Annotated in this window: 15 protein-coding genes and 2 pseudogenes; 5 read left to right on the top strand and 12 right to left on the bottom strand. The window is 64.2% G+C overall.

Going from position 1 to position 18,762, the window contains the following annotated elements; genetic code table 11:
* Positions 1-53: 53 nt before the first annotated feature.
* From PHO31112_RS02350 to PHO31112_RS02330, 5 genes are all read right to left on the bottom strand, one after another.
* Positions 54-755: an ABC transporter ATP-binding protein gene (locus tag PHO31112_RS02350; RefSeq protein ID WP_150618996.1), complete on the bottom strand. Its 702-nt coding sequence runs from the start codon at positions 753-755 to the stop codon at positions 54-56.
* Positions 752-1,528 (bottom strand): ABC transporter ATP-binding protein, encoded by a 777-nt coding sequence (locus tag PHO31112_RS02345; RefSeq protein WP_150618995.1) that lies wholly within the window; start codon positions 1,526-1,528, stop codon positions 752-754. Before PHO31112_RS02345 ends, PHO31112_RS02350 begins: the two co-directional genes overlap by 4 nt.
* Positions 1,525-2,514, bottom strand: a complete 990-nt coding sequence (locus PHO31112_RS02340; RefSeq protein ID WP_150619260.1) for a branched-chain amino acid ABC transporter permease — start codon at positions 2,512-2,514, stop codon at positions 1,525-1,527. Before PHO31112_RS02340 ends, PHO31112_RS02345 begins: the two co-directional genes overlap by 4 nt.
* Entirely contained in the window at positions 2,514-3,371 is an 858-nt protein-coding gene (locus tag PHO31112_RS02335) for a branched-chain amino acid ABC transporter permease (RefSeq protein WP_150618994.1), read from the bottom strand. The genes PHO31112_RS02340 and PHO31112_RS02335 overlap by 1 nt, the downstream gene beginning before the upstream one ends.
* A gap of 140 nt (positions 3,372-3,511) precedes the next feature.
* A complete protein-coding gene (locus tag PHO31112_RS02330) occupies positions 3,512-4,717 on the bottom strand; it encodes an ABC transporter substrate-binding protein (protein ID WP_150618993.1) in 1,206 nt (401 codons plus the stop codon).
* A 273-nt stretch (positions 4,718-4,990) separates the two neighbouring features.
* Here PHO31112_RS02330 and PHO31112_RS02325 point away from each other — a divergent pair.
* Positions 4,991-5,803, top strand: a pseudogene (locus tag PHO31112_RS02325) (FadR/GntR family transcriptional regulator); the annotation flags it as partial.
* A 245-nt stretch (positions 5,804-6,048) separates the two neighbouring features.
* On the opposite strand, the gene PHO31112_RS02320 reads toward PHO31112_RS02325, so the two are convergent.
* From PHO31112_RS02320 to PHO31112_RS02305, 4 genes are all read right to left on the bottom strand, one after another.
* Positions 6,049-7,119: an agmatine deiminase family protein gene (locus PHO31112_RS02320; protein ID WP_150618992.1), complete on the bottom strand. Its 1,071-nt coding sequence runs from the start codon at positions 7,117-7,119 to the stop codon at positions 6,049-6,051.
* Positions 7,120-7,161: 42 nt separating this feature from the next.
* Positions 7,162-7,557: a hypothetical protein gene (locus PHO31112_RS02315; RefSeq protein WP_150618991.1), complete on the bottom strand. Its 396-nt coding sequence runs from the start codon at positions 7,555-7,557 to the stop codon at positions 7,162-7,164.
* Between the two features lie 140 nt (positions 7,558-7,697).
* Complete coding sequence (locus PHO31112_RS02310; RefSeq protein ID WP_150618990.1) at positions 7,698-11,459, bottom strand: ATP-binding protein; 3,762 nt, start codon at positions 11,457-11,459, stop codon at positions 7,698-7,700.
* A gap of 337 nt (positions 11,460-11,796) precedes the next feature.
* On the bottom strand, positions 11,797-12,753 hold the full coding sequence (locus tag PHO31112_RS02305) for an aliphatic sulfonate ABC transporter substrate-binding protein (RefSeq protein WP_150619258.1): 957 nt from the start codon (positions 12,751-12,753) through the stop codon (positions 11,797-11,799).
* A 565-nt stretch (positions 12,754-13,318) separates the two neighbouring features.
* On the opposite strand from PHO31112_RS02305, the pseudogene PHO31112_RS02300 reads away from it, so the two are divergent.
* Positions 13,319-13,465: pseudogene (locus PHO31112_RS02300) on the top strand (PKHD-type hydroxylase); the annotation flags it as partial.
* 115 nt (positions 13,466-13,580) lie between these two features.
* Here PHO31112_RS02300 and PHO31112_RS02295 read toward each other — a convergent pair.
* On the bottom strand, positions 13,581-14,141 hold the full coding sequence (locus PHO31112_RS02295) for a Spy/CpxP family protein refolding chaperone (RefSeq protein ID WP_150618989.1): 561 nt from the start codon (positions 14,139-14,141) through the stop codon (positions 13,581-13,583).
* 250 nt (positions 14,142-14,391) lie between these two features.
* Positions 14,392-14,799 (bottom strand): DoxX family protein, encoded by a 408-nt coding sequence (locus PHO31112_RS02290; RefSeq protein ID WP_010805672.1) that lies wholly within the window; start codon positions 14,797-14,799, stop codon positions 14,392-14,394.
* 387 nt (positions 14,800-15,186) lie between these two features.
* On the opposite strand from PHO31112_RS02290, the gene PHO31112_RS02285 reads away from it, so the two are divergent.
* The 3 genes from PHO31112_RS02285 (at position 15,187) to PHO31112_RS02275 (ending at position 17,192) form a co-directional block, all read left to right on the top strand.
* Positions 15,187-15,774, top strand: coding sequence for a hypothetical protein (locus tag PHO31112_RS02285; protein ID WP_150618988.1), 588 nt, complete (start codon positions 15,187-15,189; stop codon positions 15,772-15,774).
* Positions 15,775-15,885: 111 nt separating this feature from the next.
* Positions 15,886-16,287 carry a PaaI family thioesterase gene (locus PHO31112_RS02280; protein ID WP_010805670.1) on the top strand — a complete coding sequence of 134 codons (402 nt, stop codon included), beginning with the start codon at positions 15,886-15,888 and terminating at the stop codon, positions 16,285-16,287.
* 56 nt (positions 16,288-16,343) lie between these two features.
* The gene (locus tag PHO31112_RS02275; protein ID WP_150618987.1) at positions 16,344-17,192 is read left to right on the top strand and encodes a patatin-like phospholipase family protein; all 849 of its coding nucleotides are present in this window, start codon (positions 16,344-16,346) and stop codon (positions 17,190-17,192) included.
* 38 nt (positions 17,193-17,230) lie between these two features.
* Here the strand turns inward: PHO31112_RS02275 and PHO31112_RS02270 are convergent, their stop codons facing one another.
* The gene (locus PHO31112_RS02270) at positions 17,231-18,241 is read right to left on the bottom strand and encodes a D-2-hydroxyacid dehydrogenase family protein (RefSeq protein ID WP_150618986.1); all 1,011 of its coding nucleotides are present in this window, start codon (positions 18,239-18,241) and stop codon (positions 17,231-17,233) included.
* Between the last annotated feature and the right edge of the window lie 521 nt (positions 18,242-18,762).

Below are 18,762 nucleotides of genomic sequence, written 5' to 3'. Positions count from 1 at the left end.
GCGCTCGCCTAGCGGCTTGACGACGCGCGTCGGGGGAATGCGGGACGCGCGGCTCACGCCACGCCCACGCCGAGATAACGGTCCTTGACGACCTCGTCGGCGAGAAAAGCGGCGTTGTCCGCGCCATACACGATCACGCCTTGCTCGACGATGTAGTGCCGGTCGGCGAGTTGCGTGCAGACTTCCAGATTCTGTTCAACGAGCAGGATGGCCACACCCGCCTGCTTGATGAGCTTCAACTGCGCCACGATCTCTTCGACGATCACGGGGGCGAGGCCCTCGACCGGCTCGTCGAGCATGAGCAGGCGCGGATGATTCATCAGCGCGCGGCCGATCGCGAGCATTTGCTGTTCGCCGCCGGAGAGTTGCGCACCGCCATTCTTGCGACGCTCCTGCAGGCGCGGAAAGATGCGGTAGATGTCGGCAAGCTGCCACGGCGAATCGCGCCGCGCGCCGAGCTTGAGATTCTCTTCGACGGTGAGCAGCTTGAAGATGCCCCGATGCTCGGGCACGAAACATACGCCCTTTGCCGCGATGCGGTGCGCGGGCTGCCCGGCGACGGGCTTGCCCAGAAACGAGATGCTGCCTGCCTTGGGCGTGACCACGCCGGCGATGGTCTTGAGCGTCGTCGACTTGCCCGCGCCATTGCGGCCCAGCAGCGTGACGAGTTCCCCGTCGCCGACGTTCAGCGACACGCCTTGCAGGATGTGGCTCTTGCCGTAATAGCTGTGAATGCCTGCGACGTCGAGAATCATGCGCGGCCTCCGGTAATCATGTTGCCGAGATAGGCGGCGCGCACGCGATCGTCGGCGCGAATGACGTCCGGCTTGCCCTCGACCAGTACGCGGCCTTGTTGCATGACGGTGATCGTGTCGGAGATGTCCATCACGATGTTCATGTTGTGTTCGATGAGCACCACGGTGTGATCGTCGCGCAGGCCGCGGATGAGTTGCTTCATGTCGTCGAGATCGTCGATGCCCATGCCGGACGTCGGCTCGTCGAGAAAGATGGCTTTGGGACGCGCCGCCAGCGCCATGCCGACTTCGAGGCGGCGTTGCTGTCCGTGCGAGAGCGCCCCCGCCGCAGTGTCGGCGTGACGCGTGAGGGCGAGCCGCGTGAGCACGTCGTCGACGACGCTGGCGCAGGCGCGTGGGCCGTCGGCCTTGCGCCAGCACGAGAGCGCGTGGCGCGGTGTGACACCCAGCGCAGCCAGTCGCAGGTTCTCGCGTACCGACAGGTTCTGGAACAGCGCCGTCACCTGAAACGAGCGGGCAATGCCGCGTTGCACACGGCGGTAATCGGCTTCGGTCGTCACGTCGTGACCGTCGAACAGGATGCGTCCGCCCGAGACAGGCACGGTGCCGGTGAGCATGTGGAACAGGGTGGTCTTGCCCGCGCCGTTCGGGCCGATGACGGAATGCACCGTGCGCGGGGCCACGCGCAGATCCACGCCATGCAGCGCTGTGAATTTGCCGTAGCGTTTGACGATGCCGCTGGCTTCAATAAGCGCGTTAGGCGCGTCGCTCATGTCGCATCTCCCTGCGTATCCAGTTTGCCGTTGGTGTCGCCGCGTTTGCCGGTGATGCGATACCACAGCGATTCCCCTACACCCCACAGGCCGCGATGCATGAACAAACTCACGGCGATAAGCAGCAGGCCGAGCAACAACAGCCAGCGCGGCCAGAGCGTGGAGAGCCAGTCGGCGGCGAGCACGTAGAACGCAGCGCCCAGCACCGAAGCGAACAGATTGCCCGTGCCGCCGATCACCGTCATCACGAGGATCATCTCGCTCGTGTGGTATTCGATGTTCGACAGCGGCGCGATACCCGTCATCAGCGCATGCAAGGCACCGGCGAGCGCCGTGACGGCGCCCGAGATGGCGAACGCCACGAGCTTGAACGTCTTCACGTGATAGCCGATGGCGGCGGCGCGGGTTTCGTTGTCGCGAATGGCGAGCAGCGTGCGGCCGAACACCGAATCGGCCACGCGCAACAGTGCCGCGAAGACGATCAGGAAGACGATGGCGACGAAGGTGTAGTACTGCCACGGCGTCTCGAGCGGGATGAGCGTCTTGCCGCCGATGGCCAGTGATTTGCGTGGGATGTCGAGCAGCCCGTTGTCGCCGCCGGTCCAGTCCGTTGCGGTGTAGGCGAGGAAGTAGAACATCTGCGCGCACGCGAGCGTGAGCATCACGAAGTAGGTGCCCTTCTGACGGATCGCGAAGCTGCCGACGACGGCCGCGATCACCGCGCCCAGCACGATCGATGCGACGACGGCGAGCGGCATGGGCAACGCCGTGCGCGTGAGCATGATGCCCAGCGTGTAGCTGCCCAGGCCGAAGAAGATGCCCTGACCGAACGAGAGCAGACCGGTGTAGCCGAGCAGCAGATTGCAACCGAGCACGGCGAGCGCGTAGACGAGGACTTCGGTCGCGAGCGTGCCCGACGACAACGTGACCGGCAGGATCAGTGTGACAGCGGCGGCGAGCAGCCAAAAACGGTAACGTACCAGCATCATCCCCTCCCGAGCAGGCCGTGCGGACGCATGAGCAGCACGGCTGCCATCGCCACATAAATCATCAGTCGAGCGCCTTCCGGCCAGATCGTGCTCATCAGACTCTGCACGATGCCGATCACGAGACCGCCCACGAGCGCGCCAGCGAAACTGCCCATGCCGCCGATGACGACCACCACGAAGGCAATGCCCAGCGCCTCGATGCCCATGAACGGTTCGACACCGCGCACCGGTGCGGCCAGCACGCCCGCAAGCGCAGCCGTGCCCGCGCCAAGCGCGAAGGCGAGACTGAACACCCGGAACACGTTGATGCCGAGCAGCGACACCATCTCGGACGACTCGCTGCCCGCGCGCACCGCACTGCCCAGACGGGTGCCTTCGAGCAGCCACCAGAGCACGGCGGCGAAGACTGCGGTGAAGCCGATGAGAAAGAGCCGGTATTTCGGATAGATGAAACTGCCCCACATCACCACGCCGTCGAGTACCTCGGGCACGGCGACGTTATCGCCCAGCGGCCCCCACACGATGATGACCAGTTCCTGCACAACCAGTGCGAGGCCGACCGTGACGAGGATGTGGAATTCGTGCGCCTTCTCGTAGATATGCGAGAGCAGCACCTTTTCGGCGATCCACGCGAGCGCGCCCACGACGATCGGACACAGGATCAGCGCGAGCCAGAACGACAGCCCCCATTGCAGCGCCTGATAGCAGAAATAGGCACCGAGCAGATAGAAGGCGCCGTGTGCGAAGTTCACGAAGCGCAGCAGGCCGAAGATGATCGATAACCCGACGGCGAGCAGGAAGTACAACATCCCGATCCCGACGCCATTGATGACTTGCAGCAAATAGACGTTCATGCGCGTCCCGGAGAACTTGAGTGGACGTGGAGCACCGTGCGCCGTGCGGCTTTCGCCGTGCGGCACAGACGACACATGCGGGGACGGCAAGGCGTCCCCGCGAGCGACACTTCAGACAGCGATGGCGTTGCGCTGCTTCGTCACGCCATCTTGCACTCGGTCTTGTCGAGTGGCAGGAACGATTTCCCGGCGCTGACAATGTCGGCGTAGTCGTCGGCATTCTTCATCTTCGACTTGGGCTTGCCCTTGAGCAGATAGTAGTTCTTGAGTACCTGATGGTCGCCCTTTCGGATTTCCTCCGGACCGGTGAGACCGTCGTACTTCATGCCTTCCATCGCAGTGATGACCGCCTTCGGATCGGCACTGCCCGCCTTGACCATGGCGTCGAGCATGAGCTTGGTGCAGATGTACGAGCCCGCGAGGCTGTAATTCGGGTTCTGCTTGAAGCGGTCCTGCGTGCGTTTGACGAGATCGAGATTCAGCGGCGAGGCCACGGCGTGCCAGTACTGCGCGCCGAAGTACACACCGTCGCACAGATCGGCGCCGAGCGTCTCGAACTGTTCCAGGCCCGATGCCCACGCCATCAGGATCGTGCAGTTCTTCTTCATGCCGAAGCTCACCGCCTGACGTAGCGTGTCGGACGATTGCGAGCCGAAGTTCAGGATCAGCAGCACGTCGGGCTTGGCGGCAGCCGCGTTCGTGAGATAGCCCGAGAACTCCTTCTCCGTGAGCGAGTGATAGCTGTTGCCCACGTGCTCGATGCCTTTCTCCTTGAAGATGTTCTTCGCGGCAGTGAGCAGACCTTCGCCGAACACGTATTGCGGCGTGATCGTGTACCAGCGCTTGGCCTTGGGCATCGATTCGATGAGCGGGCGCACCGTTTGCTCTATGGCGCCAAAGGTCGGCACCGACCAGCGGAACGTGGCGCTGTTGCAATCCTTGCCCGTGATTTCGTCGGCCCCGGCCGTGGTGATGAAGATGCCGCCGGCCTTCTCGGCTTCCTTGCCCATCGCCAGCGCCTCGGACGACAGAATGCCGCCCGCGAAGAAGCGCGCGCCCTTCTGCTGCGCGATTTCCTGCACACGGCGAATGGCCGTGGCGGGTTTTCCCTCGGTGTCGAGGGTGGTATAGGCGAGCGGGCGGCCCAGCACTTTGCCGTACTGCTCGACGATGAGCTTCATGCCGAGATCGGCGAATTTGCCGTTGGCGGCGAACGGCCCCGACATCGGCACCGGACACGCCAATTGAATGGCGCCGGTGCTTTGCGCGAACACGTCGCGAGCGGTGAGTAGGGAGCCAGGCAGAGACGCCGCAGCGGCGAGCTTCAACAGTTCACGACGATTCAATTGGGTCTCCAGCAAAGAGAGCAATCGTTCATGGGGTGCCAACGTGCAGCGCGTCACCCGCTGACCGGCCGCAGACCTTAAAAAATCGATCCGGGGCAGCGACCTGACGGTAACGACTTGCAACGTCCGGGGCCTTATCCCTATCCGTCATATTTATAATGATAAATAGGATGGATTTGATCGTAGGTATAATGCTTTGGAGTGTCAATCGGAAAAAATTCCGAGGCGGCACAGTCGGAAATTCGTGTGAACAAGACCTTTTTGAGGCGCTACATGGCATTGGACGCGCAAATGGTGCGAGAGCCGTTGGAAATCAAACAGCAAAAACGCGGCGATCTCGTTGCCGAAGCCATCAAGCGTCTGATTACCGAAGGCAATCTGTTGCCCGGCGATCGTCTGCCGCGTGAAGTGGAACTGCAGCAGATGTTCGGGGTGTCGAAGAGCACCATTCGAGAGGCGCTCAAGTCGCTCGAAGTGCAGGGGCTCATCAAAGTGAGCACGGGGCCGTCGGGCGGCGGCATGGTGGTGGAGGTGCCGCTTGAGCGCACGTTTCAGCTCATGCAGAACTATCTCTTCTTCAAGGAAGTGAGCATCGACGACATCTATACGGTGCGTCAGTTGCTCGAACCGGAGCTGGCTGCCGGTGCCGTGCCGCATCTGACCGAGGCCGACTTCGAAGCGCTGGAGCACAACATGGCGTGTTGCAGCCCGGCGTCGCACGATCGCCGCGAATTGCTGCGTCAGCGTCAGGCCGATGTCGACTTTCACGACATTCTCGCGGCCGCCAATCCCAACAGTTTCTTGCGTTTCACCTGCGAACTCGTCAACGAGATGATTCGCCAGTTGATCGTGTTCGGCAACGAGACCCCGCGCCGCGAGCATGAGAAGTTCGGCACGGCGAACGTCAACATTCATCGCGAGATTACCGAAGCGGCGCGCGCCGGCGACGCGCAGCGCGTGCGCGAACTCATGCATTTCCATATGCAGGAGGCGCGCACCTATATCAAGCGGATGAACGGGAAGCTGCGCGGCCGTCTGATTCTCGACTCGGATATCGCTGACATGCAGCAGCGCGTGCGCTCGCAGCTTGGGGCCGGTGCGCCGCCGCTACCACGTCGCAAGTCTGCGGCGGTGAAGATGTCGCCGGAAGCTGGCACCGTGCCGCCGAAGCGGACCGTGCGTAAGGCGGCGGGCGAGGGGACGGTTCTCGCGAAGACTGCCGGCAAGACGTCGGCGAAGCCGAAGACGGCAAGCACGAAGGCGGGGGTGGCGGCGAAGGTGACGGCCCCGCGCAAACGCCGTGCGGCGTCGAGTTAAGACAGCCTGACGGCTTAGGGCCGCGCGGTGGCCGGTTGTTGCTGCGTGCAACAGTGAATGCCGCCGCCGCGCCGGGCAATCCCGCGAAGCGGCAACTGCACGACGTGTCTGTCGGGGAACGCTTGTTTCACGATGTCGTGCGCATGCGCATCGGCCGCGGGATCGCCGAACGACGCCATGACGACCCCCTCGTTGGGCAGATAGAAGTTCACGTACACCGGCGCGAAGTCGGGATCGCCGGCAATGTCGGCGGGCAGGGCGTCGAAGTCGGGCGATGGCAGCAGGCCGATCTCGAAGGGCCGTCCGCAGGCGTCGCGCGCGAGCCGTAGCGCGCGCAGGTTCTCTCTCGTCTCACGCGACCATTCGTCGTCGTCGCAAGTCCCTGTCGCGAGCAACACGCCAGGCCGCACGAAGCATGCGGCGCCATCGACATGACCGTCGGTTATCACGTCGAGCCACGAACCCGGCAGCCATACGATGTGCGTGACGCCCAGCCAGTGACGAAAGACATCTTCGGCCTCGCGGCGCGTCAGACCGGGATTGCGGTTCTCATTGAGAATTGAGGTCTCCGTCACGATCAACGTGCCTTGCCCATCCACATGCAACGATCCGCCTTCGGCCACGAGCGACGCGGGTGCCGTGCCAGCACCGAGCGCATAGGCAACGCGTTCCGCCACCCTTGGATCGGCGCCGGGCATCGGTTGCAGCTTCTGCCCCCAGCCGTTGAAGTTCCAGCGCACGGCGTGCAATGTCATCGCGTCGTCGAACACGAAGGTCGGGCCGGTGTCGCGCATCCAGTGATCGTCTACAGGCATGAGGTGAAGCGTGGTGCTGATCGGCAGAAAACGCAGTGCTTCGTCCATGTGGGCCGGATCGACGGCGACGTGCAGGGGTTCGAATTGCGCAATCGCGTGGGCGATCGCGCCCAGTTCCTGAATCACCTCATGCCGTCGCGCGCCCGATACCACCGTGTGGCTCGGCCACGCCATCCAGCAGGCGGCGTGCGGATGCCACTCGGGCGGCATGCGCCAGCGGCCGATGGCGTTCGCGCCTGTCGAGTCGGAATTGCGGTGAGATGCGGTCATAGTTCGCGTTACCGTTGGAAGAGTGCCACCAGTGTAGGTGGCTCACGGTCGTCGCGAAGGGGGGCAGCGCGTGTGCGGATCGGCCAGATGGACGGTGAGCCGCTTGAGGGCTCGCACCTGGCGTAGCGCCACGCGCAGGTCGCCCGTCGAAATTAGGCCAATGCCTCCTTCGTCGTCGCCAAGCGGGAGGCCGTCGCGTTCATAGACGGCGAGCGTGCCGACATCGAGCGGCCCGGTCAGTTGCGTCGGCAGACGCATGAGCGAACAGAGATCGAACGAGTGACGGCGATTGACGCAGCCGGAGACGACGACTTCGCGCGAGACGAGCGGAGTAGGAGCTTCGCGCACGGCGCTCACCCGCGTGAGCGGCGCGTTGCTGGCGGTAAGGCGGCGGTCCGGCGAAGCGCCGGACGGCAGACGCATGGGGTCGATGGGCATGTCGGATGGGTTGGGGGCACCGGTCGCCTCAATATAGCGGCCGGGCCTCCGGCGGACATACGACGTGCCTGATAGCGCCTATTCGCGGGGCCTGAGCGAGCCCCGCACCGGCAATGACTTTGCCGTGCCGGTGCGCCCGGTCAACTTCCGTAGCGGGCAGTGTAGCGTGCGGGCTGCGGCGCCGAGACGTCGGCAATGAGGGTGCGGGCTTCCTGGACATCGGCAAGCATCTCGCCGCCTTCGAGCGCGTCGAGCGCCTCGCGCAGCAGCTGCACCCGTTCGTCGTCGCCTGGCGCGTTGCCGCCACTCAGGCGCAACAGGCTGAGCGTCGCACGCAAGATGAGCGACGGCGACGCCTGCGCCTGCGCGATCTGTAAGGCTTGTTCCAGCCAAGGGCGCACCGCGTCGTCGGGATGATGCCCGGCGCGCAGGAAGTCGCCCTTCTGACGCAGGAATTCCGCCTGCCAATGGGCGTCGCTGCGGCGTGCTGCCACGTGGGCACCGCGTTCGGCCGCGTGCAGCCCGAGCGCGATGTCGCCCGTTCCCGCGCACCCTTCCACGAGCAGACCGAAGAACATGCCTTCGACGCCGCCCATGATCTCGCTCAGACGGCCCACGCTGTCGGTAATGCGCTCGAGGCCGTTCACGTCGCCGCGAGAGGCGAGCGCCCAGCCACGAATCGTCTGTCCGGCGAGCGCCCAAAGGGCCACGCCCGCCTCCGTCGCCACTTCGGTCGCTTCGCTCGCCAGTGCCTCGGCAGACGCCACTTCACGACGCAAGCGTCGCAACATCGCCGCAAACACCAGCGCAAACGAGAAGGAGTAGTGACGGCCTTGCTGACGTCCCATCGCCAACGCTTCTTCACTGGCCGCAAGCGATGCGTCGTGGCGGCCGGTGAACCAGTACGCCCACGAAAGGAACGACAGTCCGGTGATGCGGGCGTCTTCGCCGAGACCCGTGTCGGCGTGTTCGGGCCGGTAATGCGCGAGCCCGGTTTCCAGTGCCGTTACCGCACCGTTGAAGTCGCCGTGGCAGCACAGGCTGTTGCCCAGCGCGTAGTACGCGTGCGCGAGCAACGGCCCGGCATCGGCCTGCTCGGCGATGAGGATGAGTTTGCGTGCAAGGTCGATGCTTCGGTCGAAGTTGCTCCACGAACTGGAGCCAAGCCACAGCCCCCAGTAGACAGGGAACAGCGCGACGTCGTCGCCCATCGGCTGTGCGAGCGCGAGCGCCGTTTCGAAATTGTGACGCGCGGGTTCCGAACCATAACCATGTAGCGAGATGAGCGGCACGCCGAGCGCCATGCGCAATTGCAATTCCTGTTGCGCGGTCTGGGCGTTAGCGCCCGTCTGCCGCAAGACATCCAGTGCGCTTTGATAGTGCGCGCACGCTTCACGGAATGCCTGGCGCCCCGTTGCGAATTCGCCTGCAAGACGGTAGTGCTCGATGGCCGCCTGCGGCTCGTCCGCCTGGCGGAAATGCCAGGCAAGCACTTCGGGCTCGGTCTGCACGGCTGACGCGTCATGCTCGCGCATGGCGAGCGCGATCCGGCGGTGCGCATCCTGACGGCGTTCCTGCGGTTGCGCATCGTAGGCGGCCTTGTGCAGCAGCGCGTGACGGAAGACGTAGTGGCCACTGTCCTGACGTTGCACGAGGGCGCAGGCAACGAGTGTGTCGAGCGCGCGCTCGACAAGGGCCATCGAACGTCCGCTTGCGATGGCGAGTACGTCGGCCTGAAACTCCGGGCCGAGGCACGACGCAAAGTGAGCCACCGGCTTGGCGCTGCCGGCGGCGTCGATGCGCGCCATCATCAATTCCTGAAGGCTGGCCGGCATCGGCATGGCGCCGACCGGGCCGCGTCCGGCTTGCTGTGCGGCGGTGGCCCGCGCCAGCTCTTGCAGGAACAGCGGTACCCCTTCGGCGAGATGCACGATGCGCTCGCGCATGGCCGCCGGCAGCGCAACGCGTGGCGTCGCCGCGCGCACGATGGAGGCGGCTGCACCCGCGTCGAGCGGCGCCAGATCGATGCGGCACAAGCTCACCGTGTGATGCCACGGCAGCTCGAATTCGGGGCGGGCGCATACGATCAACAGACGGCCACACGGCGGATTCTCCGCCATGAGCGCGAGCAATTCCTGCGTGGATGGATCGGTCCAGTGGGCGTCGTCGAGCATCAGCACACCACCATCGGGCAGCAGCGCGGCGAGCAGGGCGGGGGCTTCGTCGAGCACGGCCTGCTTCCATGCATGCGGCACGTTGCCGTCGGCGTGCATGTCGAACAGCGCTCGCAGGCGACGATGCGCGAGCAGGGCGGGTTGCGGGAGTTGCGAGGCCTCGGCCGCGGATTGCGTGCGCAGCCAGCGGGCAATCGGATGGAACGGCGTACCTGCGCCGTCTTGTGCGCAGGCCAGATCGATCGCGCGCAGACCGCGTGTTTCGATGAAATGGCGAACCAGCGCCGTCTTGCCGATACCCGCCTCGCCGATCACCAGCGAGAGTGTGCCCTGACCGGTAGCGGCGTCGCGCATAGCCGCGTGTGCGCGGGCGAGTTCGGCCAGCGCCGCATCGCGGCCGAAGAGCATGGCTGCACGCCGGCGCGAGCGGCGCTCCGGTGTGGGGTCGGGATTGACGCGAAACACCGGGATATCTCGATTCGCGTGGCGCTCGCGCACACTGCCATGAGGCGTGGTCGCAATGGCGACGCCAATGAGGCGTTGCGTGGCATCGCAGATCACCACTTCGCCGGGCAGCGCCATGTCGGCCAACTGCGTTGCGGAGCGCGAGACGCGCCCGCCGGTGTCGGGGCTGTCGTCGGCGACCGAACTGATGACGAGTCCGGTGTGAACGCCCACACCGATGCCCACGCGCGCGGTGCTTGCCTGCACGCAGCGCATGGCGGCTTCGACGGCGTGGCGTCCGGCGCCTTCCAGTGCGGTGGGATATCCGAAATAGCCGAGCAGGCCGCCGGTTGGCGTGCGCATCGTGTAACCCCACGACTGACGCAGGATCGTTTCACATTGCACGAGCGGCGGGCGCATCATGCCCACGAGTTGATCGGGATCGTCGATGCCGTTGGGCGCGAATTCGATGGCCACGACCGTCAATTGGCGACGCTCGGGCCCCGTGGCGCGCTGTTCCATTCGCGCAGGCGGTGTTTCCAGCAGCTGCGTGAGCGCCGCGCCGGGTGTCTCGCCAAGTTCTTCGCGCAGAATGTCGCACAAGCGGCGGTATTCGGTTTCGGCCTCGTCGCGACGCCCCGCGCGCAACAGCAGCGCAAGCAGGCACTGCCAGCACGATTCGTCGAACGGGGCGAGTGCCACGAGCTGTCGTGCGTGAGCGAGTGCCTGATCGAGGTCGCCCAGACGGGCGTAGCCGTCGGCGAGCAGTCGTTCGCCGAAGACGCGCCGGCGCTGGTATTCGTCGCGTTGCAGCTCGATCCACTGTTCCAGATCGGGCGTTTCGCGTACCGACAGGCCGTGCAGGAAAGGCCCCTGGTAAAGAGCGACGGCGTCGGCCAGATGTTGGAGATGCGCCGCCAGATCCAGACCCGTGACGCCGTCGAGCGTGCGATCCGCCTGCTCGATCATGCTCGCGAAGACGTGGGCGTCGATCCACAGACCCGTCTCGGGGCGCAAGCGCACGACTTGACGATCCGATTCGAAGAGTTCGTCGCCGAGGGTGTCGCGCAGGTGAAAGAGCATGCGCTTGAGTTTGTCGCGACCGCCCTGGCCGTCTTCATCCGGCCAGAAGAGGTCGGCGAGTGCGCCGCGTGTGTGATAGCCCGGTTGAAGAGCGAGATAGGCCAACAGCCCGCGCGCTTTCGTGTATTTCACGGCGCATGCCTGTTTGCCTTTTTCGACCCGCATCGGTCCGAGCAGGTAGAGCGATCTGGTGGCTTGCATTATCCCTGGACGGCGAATAGGCAACACCGGCGCACACTTTTACGTGTTGCACCGGTGTCGCGAATTTCATGATGTCGTCGAGCCAGACCGACGTTTCCGGAAGGCAGCGAGGGGCCGCCGTCGGCGCCGAGTCCGGCAATCTGGCGAGACGCCAAGGCCGTTCCGGGGGGGCTCCGGCCGAATGCTTCAGGTATTACATTCTCAAGTATAAACACGTGTATGAATTTCGTTGGGAATACCTGAGAAATTCACACGATATTGTGGGAATTACGCCATGGCGGCGCTTTCCTGACCGAACTATCAGTTTTACTAGGTAATGCGTGGCCTGTCGCGACGTTCAGGCTGGCGGTTGCCAGAGGATGGCATCGGCGGCGTCAACCCGCTTGGGCAGCAGACCCGCCTGGGTGAAGGCGTCGGCAATGCGCTGCTGCTCGGCGATGGCGTCGCGTACCACCGGTTGCACGTCGTAGCTACGACGCTTGTTGGCCGCTTCGACCGTGGCAGCATCCAGTCCCCAGAGGGGGGCGAGCTGCGCTGCCGCATCGCGCGGGTTAGCGCGTACCCACTGACCTGTCTCGCGCAATGTCCGGTAAACCTCGCGCAGCACGGCGTCGTGATCGCGGGCAAACGCGGGGGTCGCGAGGTAGTAGCGCTGATAGCCCGCGAGCCCGCGCGCGCTCGTCAGCGTGCGCACCTTGTCTTGATGCTCGATGCCCGCCAGGAAGGGGTCCCACGTCACCCAGGCGTCGACGTTGCCGCTGGCGAACGCCGCGCGTGCGTCAGCGGGCGTGAGGTAGGCCGGCTGCACGTCGTTGATGCGCAGACCAACGCTTTGCAGCGCGGCGATCAGCAAGTAATGCACGCCTGCGCCCTTGGTCACGGCAACGCGCTTGCCTTTGAGATCCGCGAGCGTCTTGATCGGCGAGTTTTGCGGCACCAGTATCGCTTCGGCATCCGGCGACGGCGTCTCGCGTGCGACATAGGCGATGCGCGCCCCCGCGGCCTGCGCGAACACCGGCACCGTATCGGCCACGTCGGCCGAAAAATCGATGCTCCCGACGTTGAGCGCTTCGAGCAGCGGCAGCCCGCTCGTGAACTCGTGCCACGTGAGTGTGACGTTGTGCGGCGCAAGCGCGCGCGCCAGCGTGCCGCGTGCCTTGGCGAGCACGATGAGCGTCGACGACTTCTGATAGCCAATGCGCAGCGTGAGCGGCGAGGTAGCCGCACGGGCATTGTCACTGAGCGTCAATGCGCCCGCTGCACCGAAGACCTGCACGGCGCTCCCCGCGAACATCGCCGTACCTGCGCGTTGAAGAAAGCGGCGGCGCTGCGGATATTGCGGCGCCGTTTCGCAGACGTGATGTGTTTGGGCGGGTAGGAGGCACTCGATTTGACGGGACATGGCGAAGCGAGAGTTCTGAAAGTCGTGACAACGCGGCGGGAAGCGCCGGGCATGCAAGTGATTCCTCCTTGTATCGCGATGCCAGTCGCACGCGCCAATAAGCGATTCGTCTTTGCATAGCAAGGTCGCCGTCATATCGATATGACGCAAGCCGGATCGCTAATATCCCCAGTCGAAACCTGCGCAGCACACCAGGCCACTCACGATTTGCTCAAAAGCTCCGCAGTTGTCGTGCTGTTGATCCTAGGGAAAACCCGCGAATTCGCGTACAGGCGCGGGCGAATATCGATTCCGTGTCGATGAAGCAATCGTTGTGATTTCATCGCCTTACCGATGGCACGCCCTGCGTGGGTGCTTTTGCCTTACGACGTATTGCGGGAAATGCCGTGATTTCAGGGGAGTATCGCAAATCGATCATCTTGTAATGCAAATCATTCCCATTTATCACAGGGCAACTCGCGCACTGGGCGACGTGATTCTCGGCGCGCTGGAGCGCCATCCGCTATTCGTCAGCGCCGCGTTGCCGAACAGGGTCTACGCGCCGATGTTCAACCGCTATGGCGAAGGCATGCACTTCCGCAATCACGCCGACGGGGCGATTCGTTCGGCATTCTCACGTCGATAAAAAACGCCCGGCCCTGCACGACGGCGGGGGCCGGGCGTCTCACGACATGCCGGGCAGTCGGGCGCCGGCGGCGCTGGCCTCGCGCTTATTGCGGCTATTGCGCCTGACCGGCCGGCGCTTGCATCCCCGGCGCGCCCATGGGCATCTGGCCGCGATGCTGCATCGCCTTGTCGTGCCAGGCTTTCATCTTGGCCCAGCGCGCCTTGATGGCGTTGCTCACGAGGATCTTCTGATCGTTGTTCAGCCCGTTGTAGACGTTCAGCCAGGCATCTTCCGTCTGACTGTGAAGCTGACGGTTCTGATCGAATACCTTTTCGCGCGCGGCACGCATGCCAGCCAGATCGAGTACTTGCTGATCCTTCGCCTGCGCGATCATCTGACGGAACTGTTCGCCGTTCTTGCGCATGGCGTCGTGGTTCTGCTTCGACGTGTTCACGGCCTGCTGCCAGGCTTGTTCCTGCTGAGCGTCGAGCTTGAGTTGATCGTGCAGCTTACGAATGTCACCGAGCCCCCAGGGACCGTGGTCGCCGCGCATCGGGTGCATGGCGGCGTGCGGACCCGTGGCCGGTGCGGTGGCGTCTGCGGCATGGGCGATACCGAACATCGAGGTGGCGACGAGGATTGCCGACGCGGCGGCGATCTTCAGTTTGCGCATGGTGTTGACTCCTGTTGATACTGCCGGAATTGGCAGTTTCAGAGTAAGTCATTGCCGCGCGGAACAAGTTGCAAAGTGCAACCGCTGTATTACCCGACGTTACCGGCGCCTGCGTATGCAATATGCCGAAACGACTCGGCCCGCGCTTGCCGCCCATCGACAAGGGCGGCAAGCGCGGGCCGTCGCGACCGCCGGCGCAACACTGCGCGCGGCGGCCGGTTCCCGATGGGCGACGTTAGCTGGTCTCAGGTCAGTCCCAGGCGCCACGGCCACCGGACACGCTGTAGCGCCCGGCACCGAAGAGAATCACGCAAAGGCCCGCGAGCAGATAGAAGCCTTGCAGCTCCAGCGCCCAGCCGCCGGTCTTCGAGAGGTCGCCCAGTTGACTCAGGTGAACCAGTGAGAAGGCGACAAGCATGTTGCACACGACGAGCAGGCCGCCCAGACGGGTGAGCACACCAAGAATCAGAAGCACCGGCGCGAGCACTTCACCCAGGTAGGCGCCGTAGGCGAGGAAACTCGGCAGGCCGTGCGAGGTAACCATGCCCTCGATGAAACCGACCCCGTTGATCACTTTGCTGACGCCGTGAAACAGCAGCAGGATGCCGAGGGTAAGGCGCAGGATGAGTTTGCCGAGGTCGTCTCTGGTGCTCTGCATGGTGAAGGCTCCTTCTTGACTCGCTTGTTCGCGTATGGGGACTGATGGGGGGAAATGGGGTGGCGCGCTCTGCGGCAGGGCGTGCCGACCAAATGGGCACCACTGTATCAAATCGTTACCGCGCTGTCTGCGACTGTCTGAGCGATTTCAGGGACATAGCCCGCCTCTGCCCCGGCGCGCGGATTACAAGCCGTTACTTTTCGGACTGCCCGGTTACACGACGGCTGTCGGCGCGATGCTCGCGCGCTTCGTTAATCCGCATAAGGACACGGTCATTCGCTGGCAATCCCGCCAACGGCCCCGGTCCCGCCGGTTCCCCGAACACGCATCCACCCGATCGTGTCCGGGTATTTCGAAAGCACAGCCAAAGTCAATAAGGATTCCATCATGAACGTTCGTAAAACGCTGATTCTGAGTGCCGTGACGGTTGCCCTCGGCGGTGTGTTCGCCTCGCAGGCGTTTGCGCAAAGCACCCCCACCGAGACGGCGCGCGACATCCACCAGCAGCAGCGCGTCGAGAACGGACTGAAGAGCGGTCAACTGACGACCAAGGAAGCGTCGAGCATCGAGAGGGGAGAGGCGAAGATCGACCGCATGCAAGCGCACGCCGATCACACGGGAGATACCGCCGCCGAGAAGGCGCGCATCGCCAACGCGCAGAACAAGGAGAGCGCGAAGATTGATCAGCTCAAGCACAACGGCCAGGTGGCGAATCCCACGTCGAAGTCGTCGGAGCGCATGCAGGCCGACGTGCAACGTAACGTCAACCAGGAAAAGCGCATCGCCCAGGGACAGGCCGCCGGTACGTTGAATAATCGCCAGGTCGGTAGTCTTGAGCGCGGGCAGGCCCATGTCGACACCGCCGAAGCGCACGCGGGCCAGAACGGTCACGTGAGCAAGGGCGAGCAGGCAGGCATCCAGCATCGCGAAAATCACCAAAGCCAGCGAGTTCATCAGGACAAGACGAACGGATGAGTTGCCGCTGATTACGGATCGCGCGCATGACGCCAGCGCCACCCCTTGCCGGGTGGCGCTGTTGTTTTGGCGCTATCATCGGCGTCACAACGATATTGGAGGAGGGTCGGGATGGAGCGGGTGCAGGCGCAGAAGATGCTCGATGAACTCGTCGCGCCGTGGGTGCGGCAACTCAATCTGCAAGTCGAGGCGACCGGGCCGGAACAAAGCGAATTGCGATTGCCGTTCGACGCTGCGTTCAAACACGGCGGCGGCGTCATCTGCGGGCAGGTCTTCATGGCCGTGGCCGACACGGCCATGGTGGTGGCGCTCTCGGCCTCGCTTGGCGGCTTCCAGCCGATGACGACCGTCACGCTCAACACGCAGTTCATGCGCCCGGTGGCCGAGGGCGATTTGCGCGTGATCGCGCGGATTCTGCGTCGCGGCAAGAATCTGGTGTTCGGCGAGATCGAGATTCTCGATGCATCGGGCAAGATGGCGGTGCACGCCACCACGACCTACGCGCTGCTTTGAGCGTACCGTTGCAAGACGTTCAGCGTCGATAACGCGATATCACCGAAGGGGGCCAGGTGTTCGATCAGATCGTATTCGCCGGCGGCGGCAACCGTTGCTGGTGGCAGGCGGGATTCTGGGAACGCGTCGTGCGCGAGGTGCCGCTGCGCCCGCGCGTCATCACCGGGATATCGGCCGGGGCGGCCACCGCGTGCATGCTGCACATGCGCGAATCGGACTGGGTGATGGACTATTACCGGCGGGCACTCGCGAACAATCGCAAGAACGCCTACTGGGGCAACCTGCTGCGCCGTGAGCGGGTGTTTCCGCATTACCGCATCTACCGGCAGGCGCTGCTCGACATTTATGAGGGCCAGCTCGACAAGCTCGCCGCCGGACCGGAGATTCGCGTCGGCGTGTCGCACATCCCGCGCTGGCTCGGGCCACGCACGGCCACGGCGGCAGCGCTGGTGGCCTACAACATCGACAAGCACGTGCGCCGTACTCTGCACCCGACGCTCGCCCGTCGGCTTGGCTTCACTCCCGAATTCGTGCGCGCGCAGGATTGCCGGTCCACCGAGGATCTGGCCGATCTGATGCTGCAATCGTCCTGTACGCCGCCGTTCACGCCGATTCTCCGTCGCGACGGACGGGCCGTGCTCGATGGCGGCATGGTCGACAACGTGCCCGTCGACGCGCTCGATGCCATGCCCGGCCAGGTGCTTGTGCTGGTGACGCGGCGCTATCCGCGTCCGCAGATATTCACGCAGCATCACGGCGGGCAAGACCGGCTATATGTGCAGCCGAGCGTGCCCGTACCGATTTCCAGTTGGGATTACACGCGCCCCGACATGATGGGCCCGGCATTCGCGCTGGGTCGCAAGGACGGCGAGACGTTCCTGCGTCATCTGGACACGATGAAATAGGGCACGCCTCGCGGGCGCGCGAAGCGTGTGCGGTGGCGTTATCGACCGAAGCCGAGCAGCGCAGCCGGATTTGCGACGTGAGCGCGGTCGCCGCTCAGGAAGTCGACGATGTTCTGGAAAGCCACGCGGAAATACAGTTCGTAGCTCTCACGCTCGACATAGCCGATGTGCGGCGTACACACGCAATTCTCCAGGCGCAGCAGCGGGTTGCCTTGCAGAATCGGCTCGCTCTCGAAGACATCGATGGCCGCCATGCCCGGACGGCCGCGGTTCAGCGCCGTGATCAGCGCGTTTTCTTCCACCAGTTCCGCCCGGCTCGTGTTCACGAACAGGGCGGTCTGTTTCATTTGCAGCAGATCTTCGAGTTTGACGAGGTGACGCGTCTCGTCGTTCAGGCGCAGGTGCAGCGAGAGCACATCGCTTTGCGTGAAGAGTTCTTCCTTGCTGTCCGCCACGCGCAGGCCGTCGGCCGCGGCAGCTTCACGCGAACCCTCGCGGCCCCACACCATCACTTCCATGCCGAAGGCGCGGCCGTAGCCTGCCACGAGGCGGCCGATCTTGCCGTAACCCCAGAGGCCGAGCGTCTGGCCGCGCAGTACCTGACCCAGACCGAAGTTCGGCGGCATGCTCGACGATTTCAGGCCCGATTGTTGCCACGCGCCGTGCTTGAGGCTGGAGACGTACTGCGGAATGCGGCGCTGGGCGGCCATGATCAGCGCCCAGGTAAGCTCGGCCGGTGCGATGGGCGAGCCCACGCCTTCGAGTACCGCCACGCCACGGGCGGTGCAGGCGTCGATGTCGATGTGAGTGCCGGCGCGTCCGGTCTGGCTGATGATCCGCAGACGCGGCAGCTTGTCAATGAGCTGCGCCGTGATGGCGGTACGTTCGCGGATCAGCACGAGCACTTCGGCTTCGCCGACGCGGGCAGCGAGTTGCCCGACGCCCTTGACCGTATTGTTGAAGACCTTGACGTCATGACCGGCCAACAGGGAGAAGCAGTCGAGCTTGCGAACGGCGTCCTGATAGTCGTCGAGAATGGCAATTTTCATGGCAAAACGTAATCGGATCGGCGCGGAACCGGGGAGTCCTGCGGGGACGGAACAATTGTCGGAGGCCGTCGCACGGGCGGGTGCTCTGGTCGTTGACACGGACGGCGTTATCAGGGCAAATCCCCCGCCGGCCTTGTTGCGACGCAGCACCGGTGCGATTTGCGCGGTGGTATGCTGACGCCTCGTTTTGCATAGTATGGCAGGTGTCCTGGCAACCATGGCGAAACCGCCTGAACACGATGGCAAAAAATCGAATCCACCCCGTACACACAAATCGGACCCGGTGAACGAGACGCTTGAAGCGCACGTATCGATGCGCGTGTTGCCCTCTGCCTTCCCGTGTGTGTTGCTGCGTGCGTCGCAAGACGTACAACACACACCATTCTTCACGCGGCCTGAACCTGCGAGCGCCCGGATTGCCAGCGCCTGCGGTAACCGCCGGGGCATGTCCGCCTGTCCGGTATCCCCAACCGGATGGGTTGCCCGGCGATCCAACGTGCCCGCGCAACAGACGCCCGTCG

It is taken from the genome of Pandoraea horticolens (genome assembly GCF_902459555.1).
Classification (GTDB): Bacteria; Pseudomonadota; Gammaproteobacteria; order Burkholderiales; family Burkholderiaceae; genus Pandoraea; species Pandoraea horticolens.
This window is presented reverse-complemented; position numbering and strand designations above follow the sequence as displayed.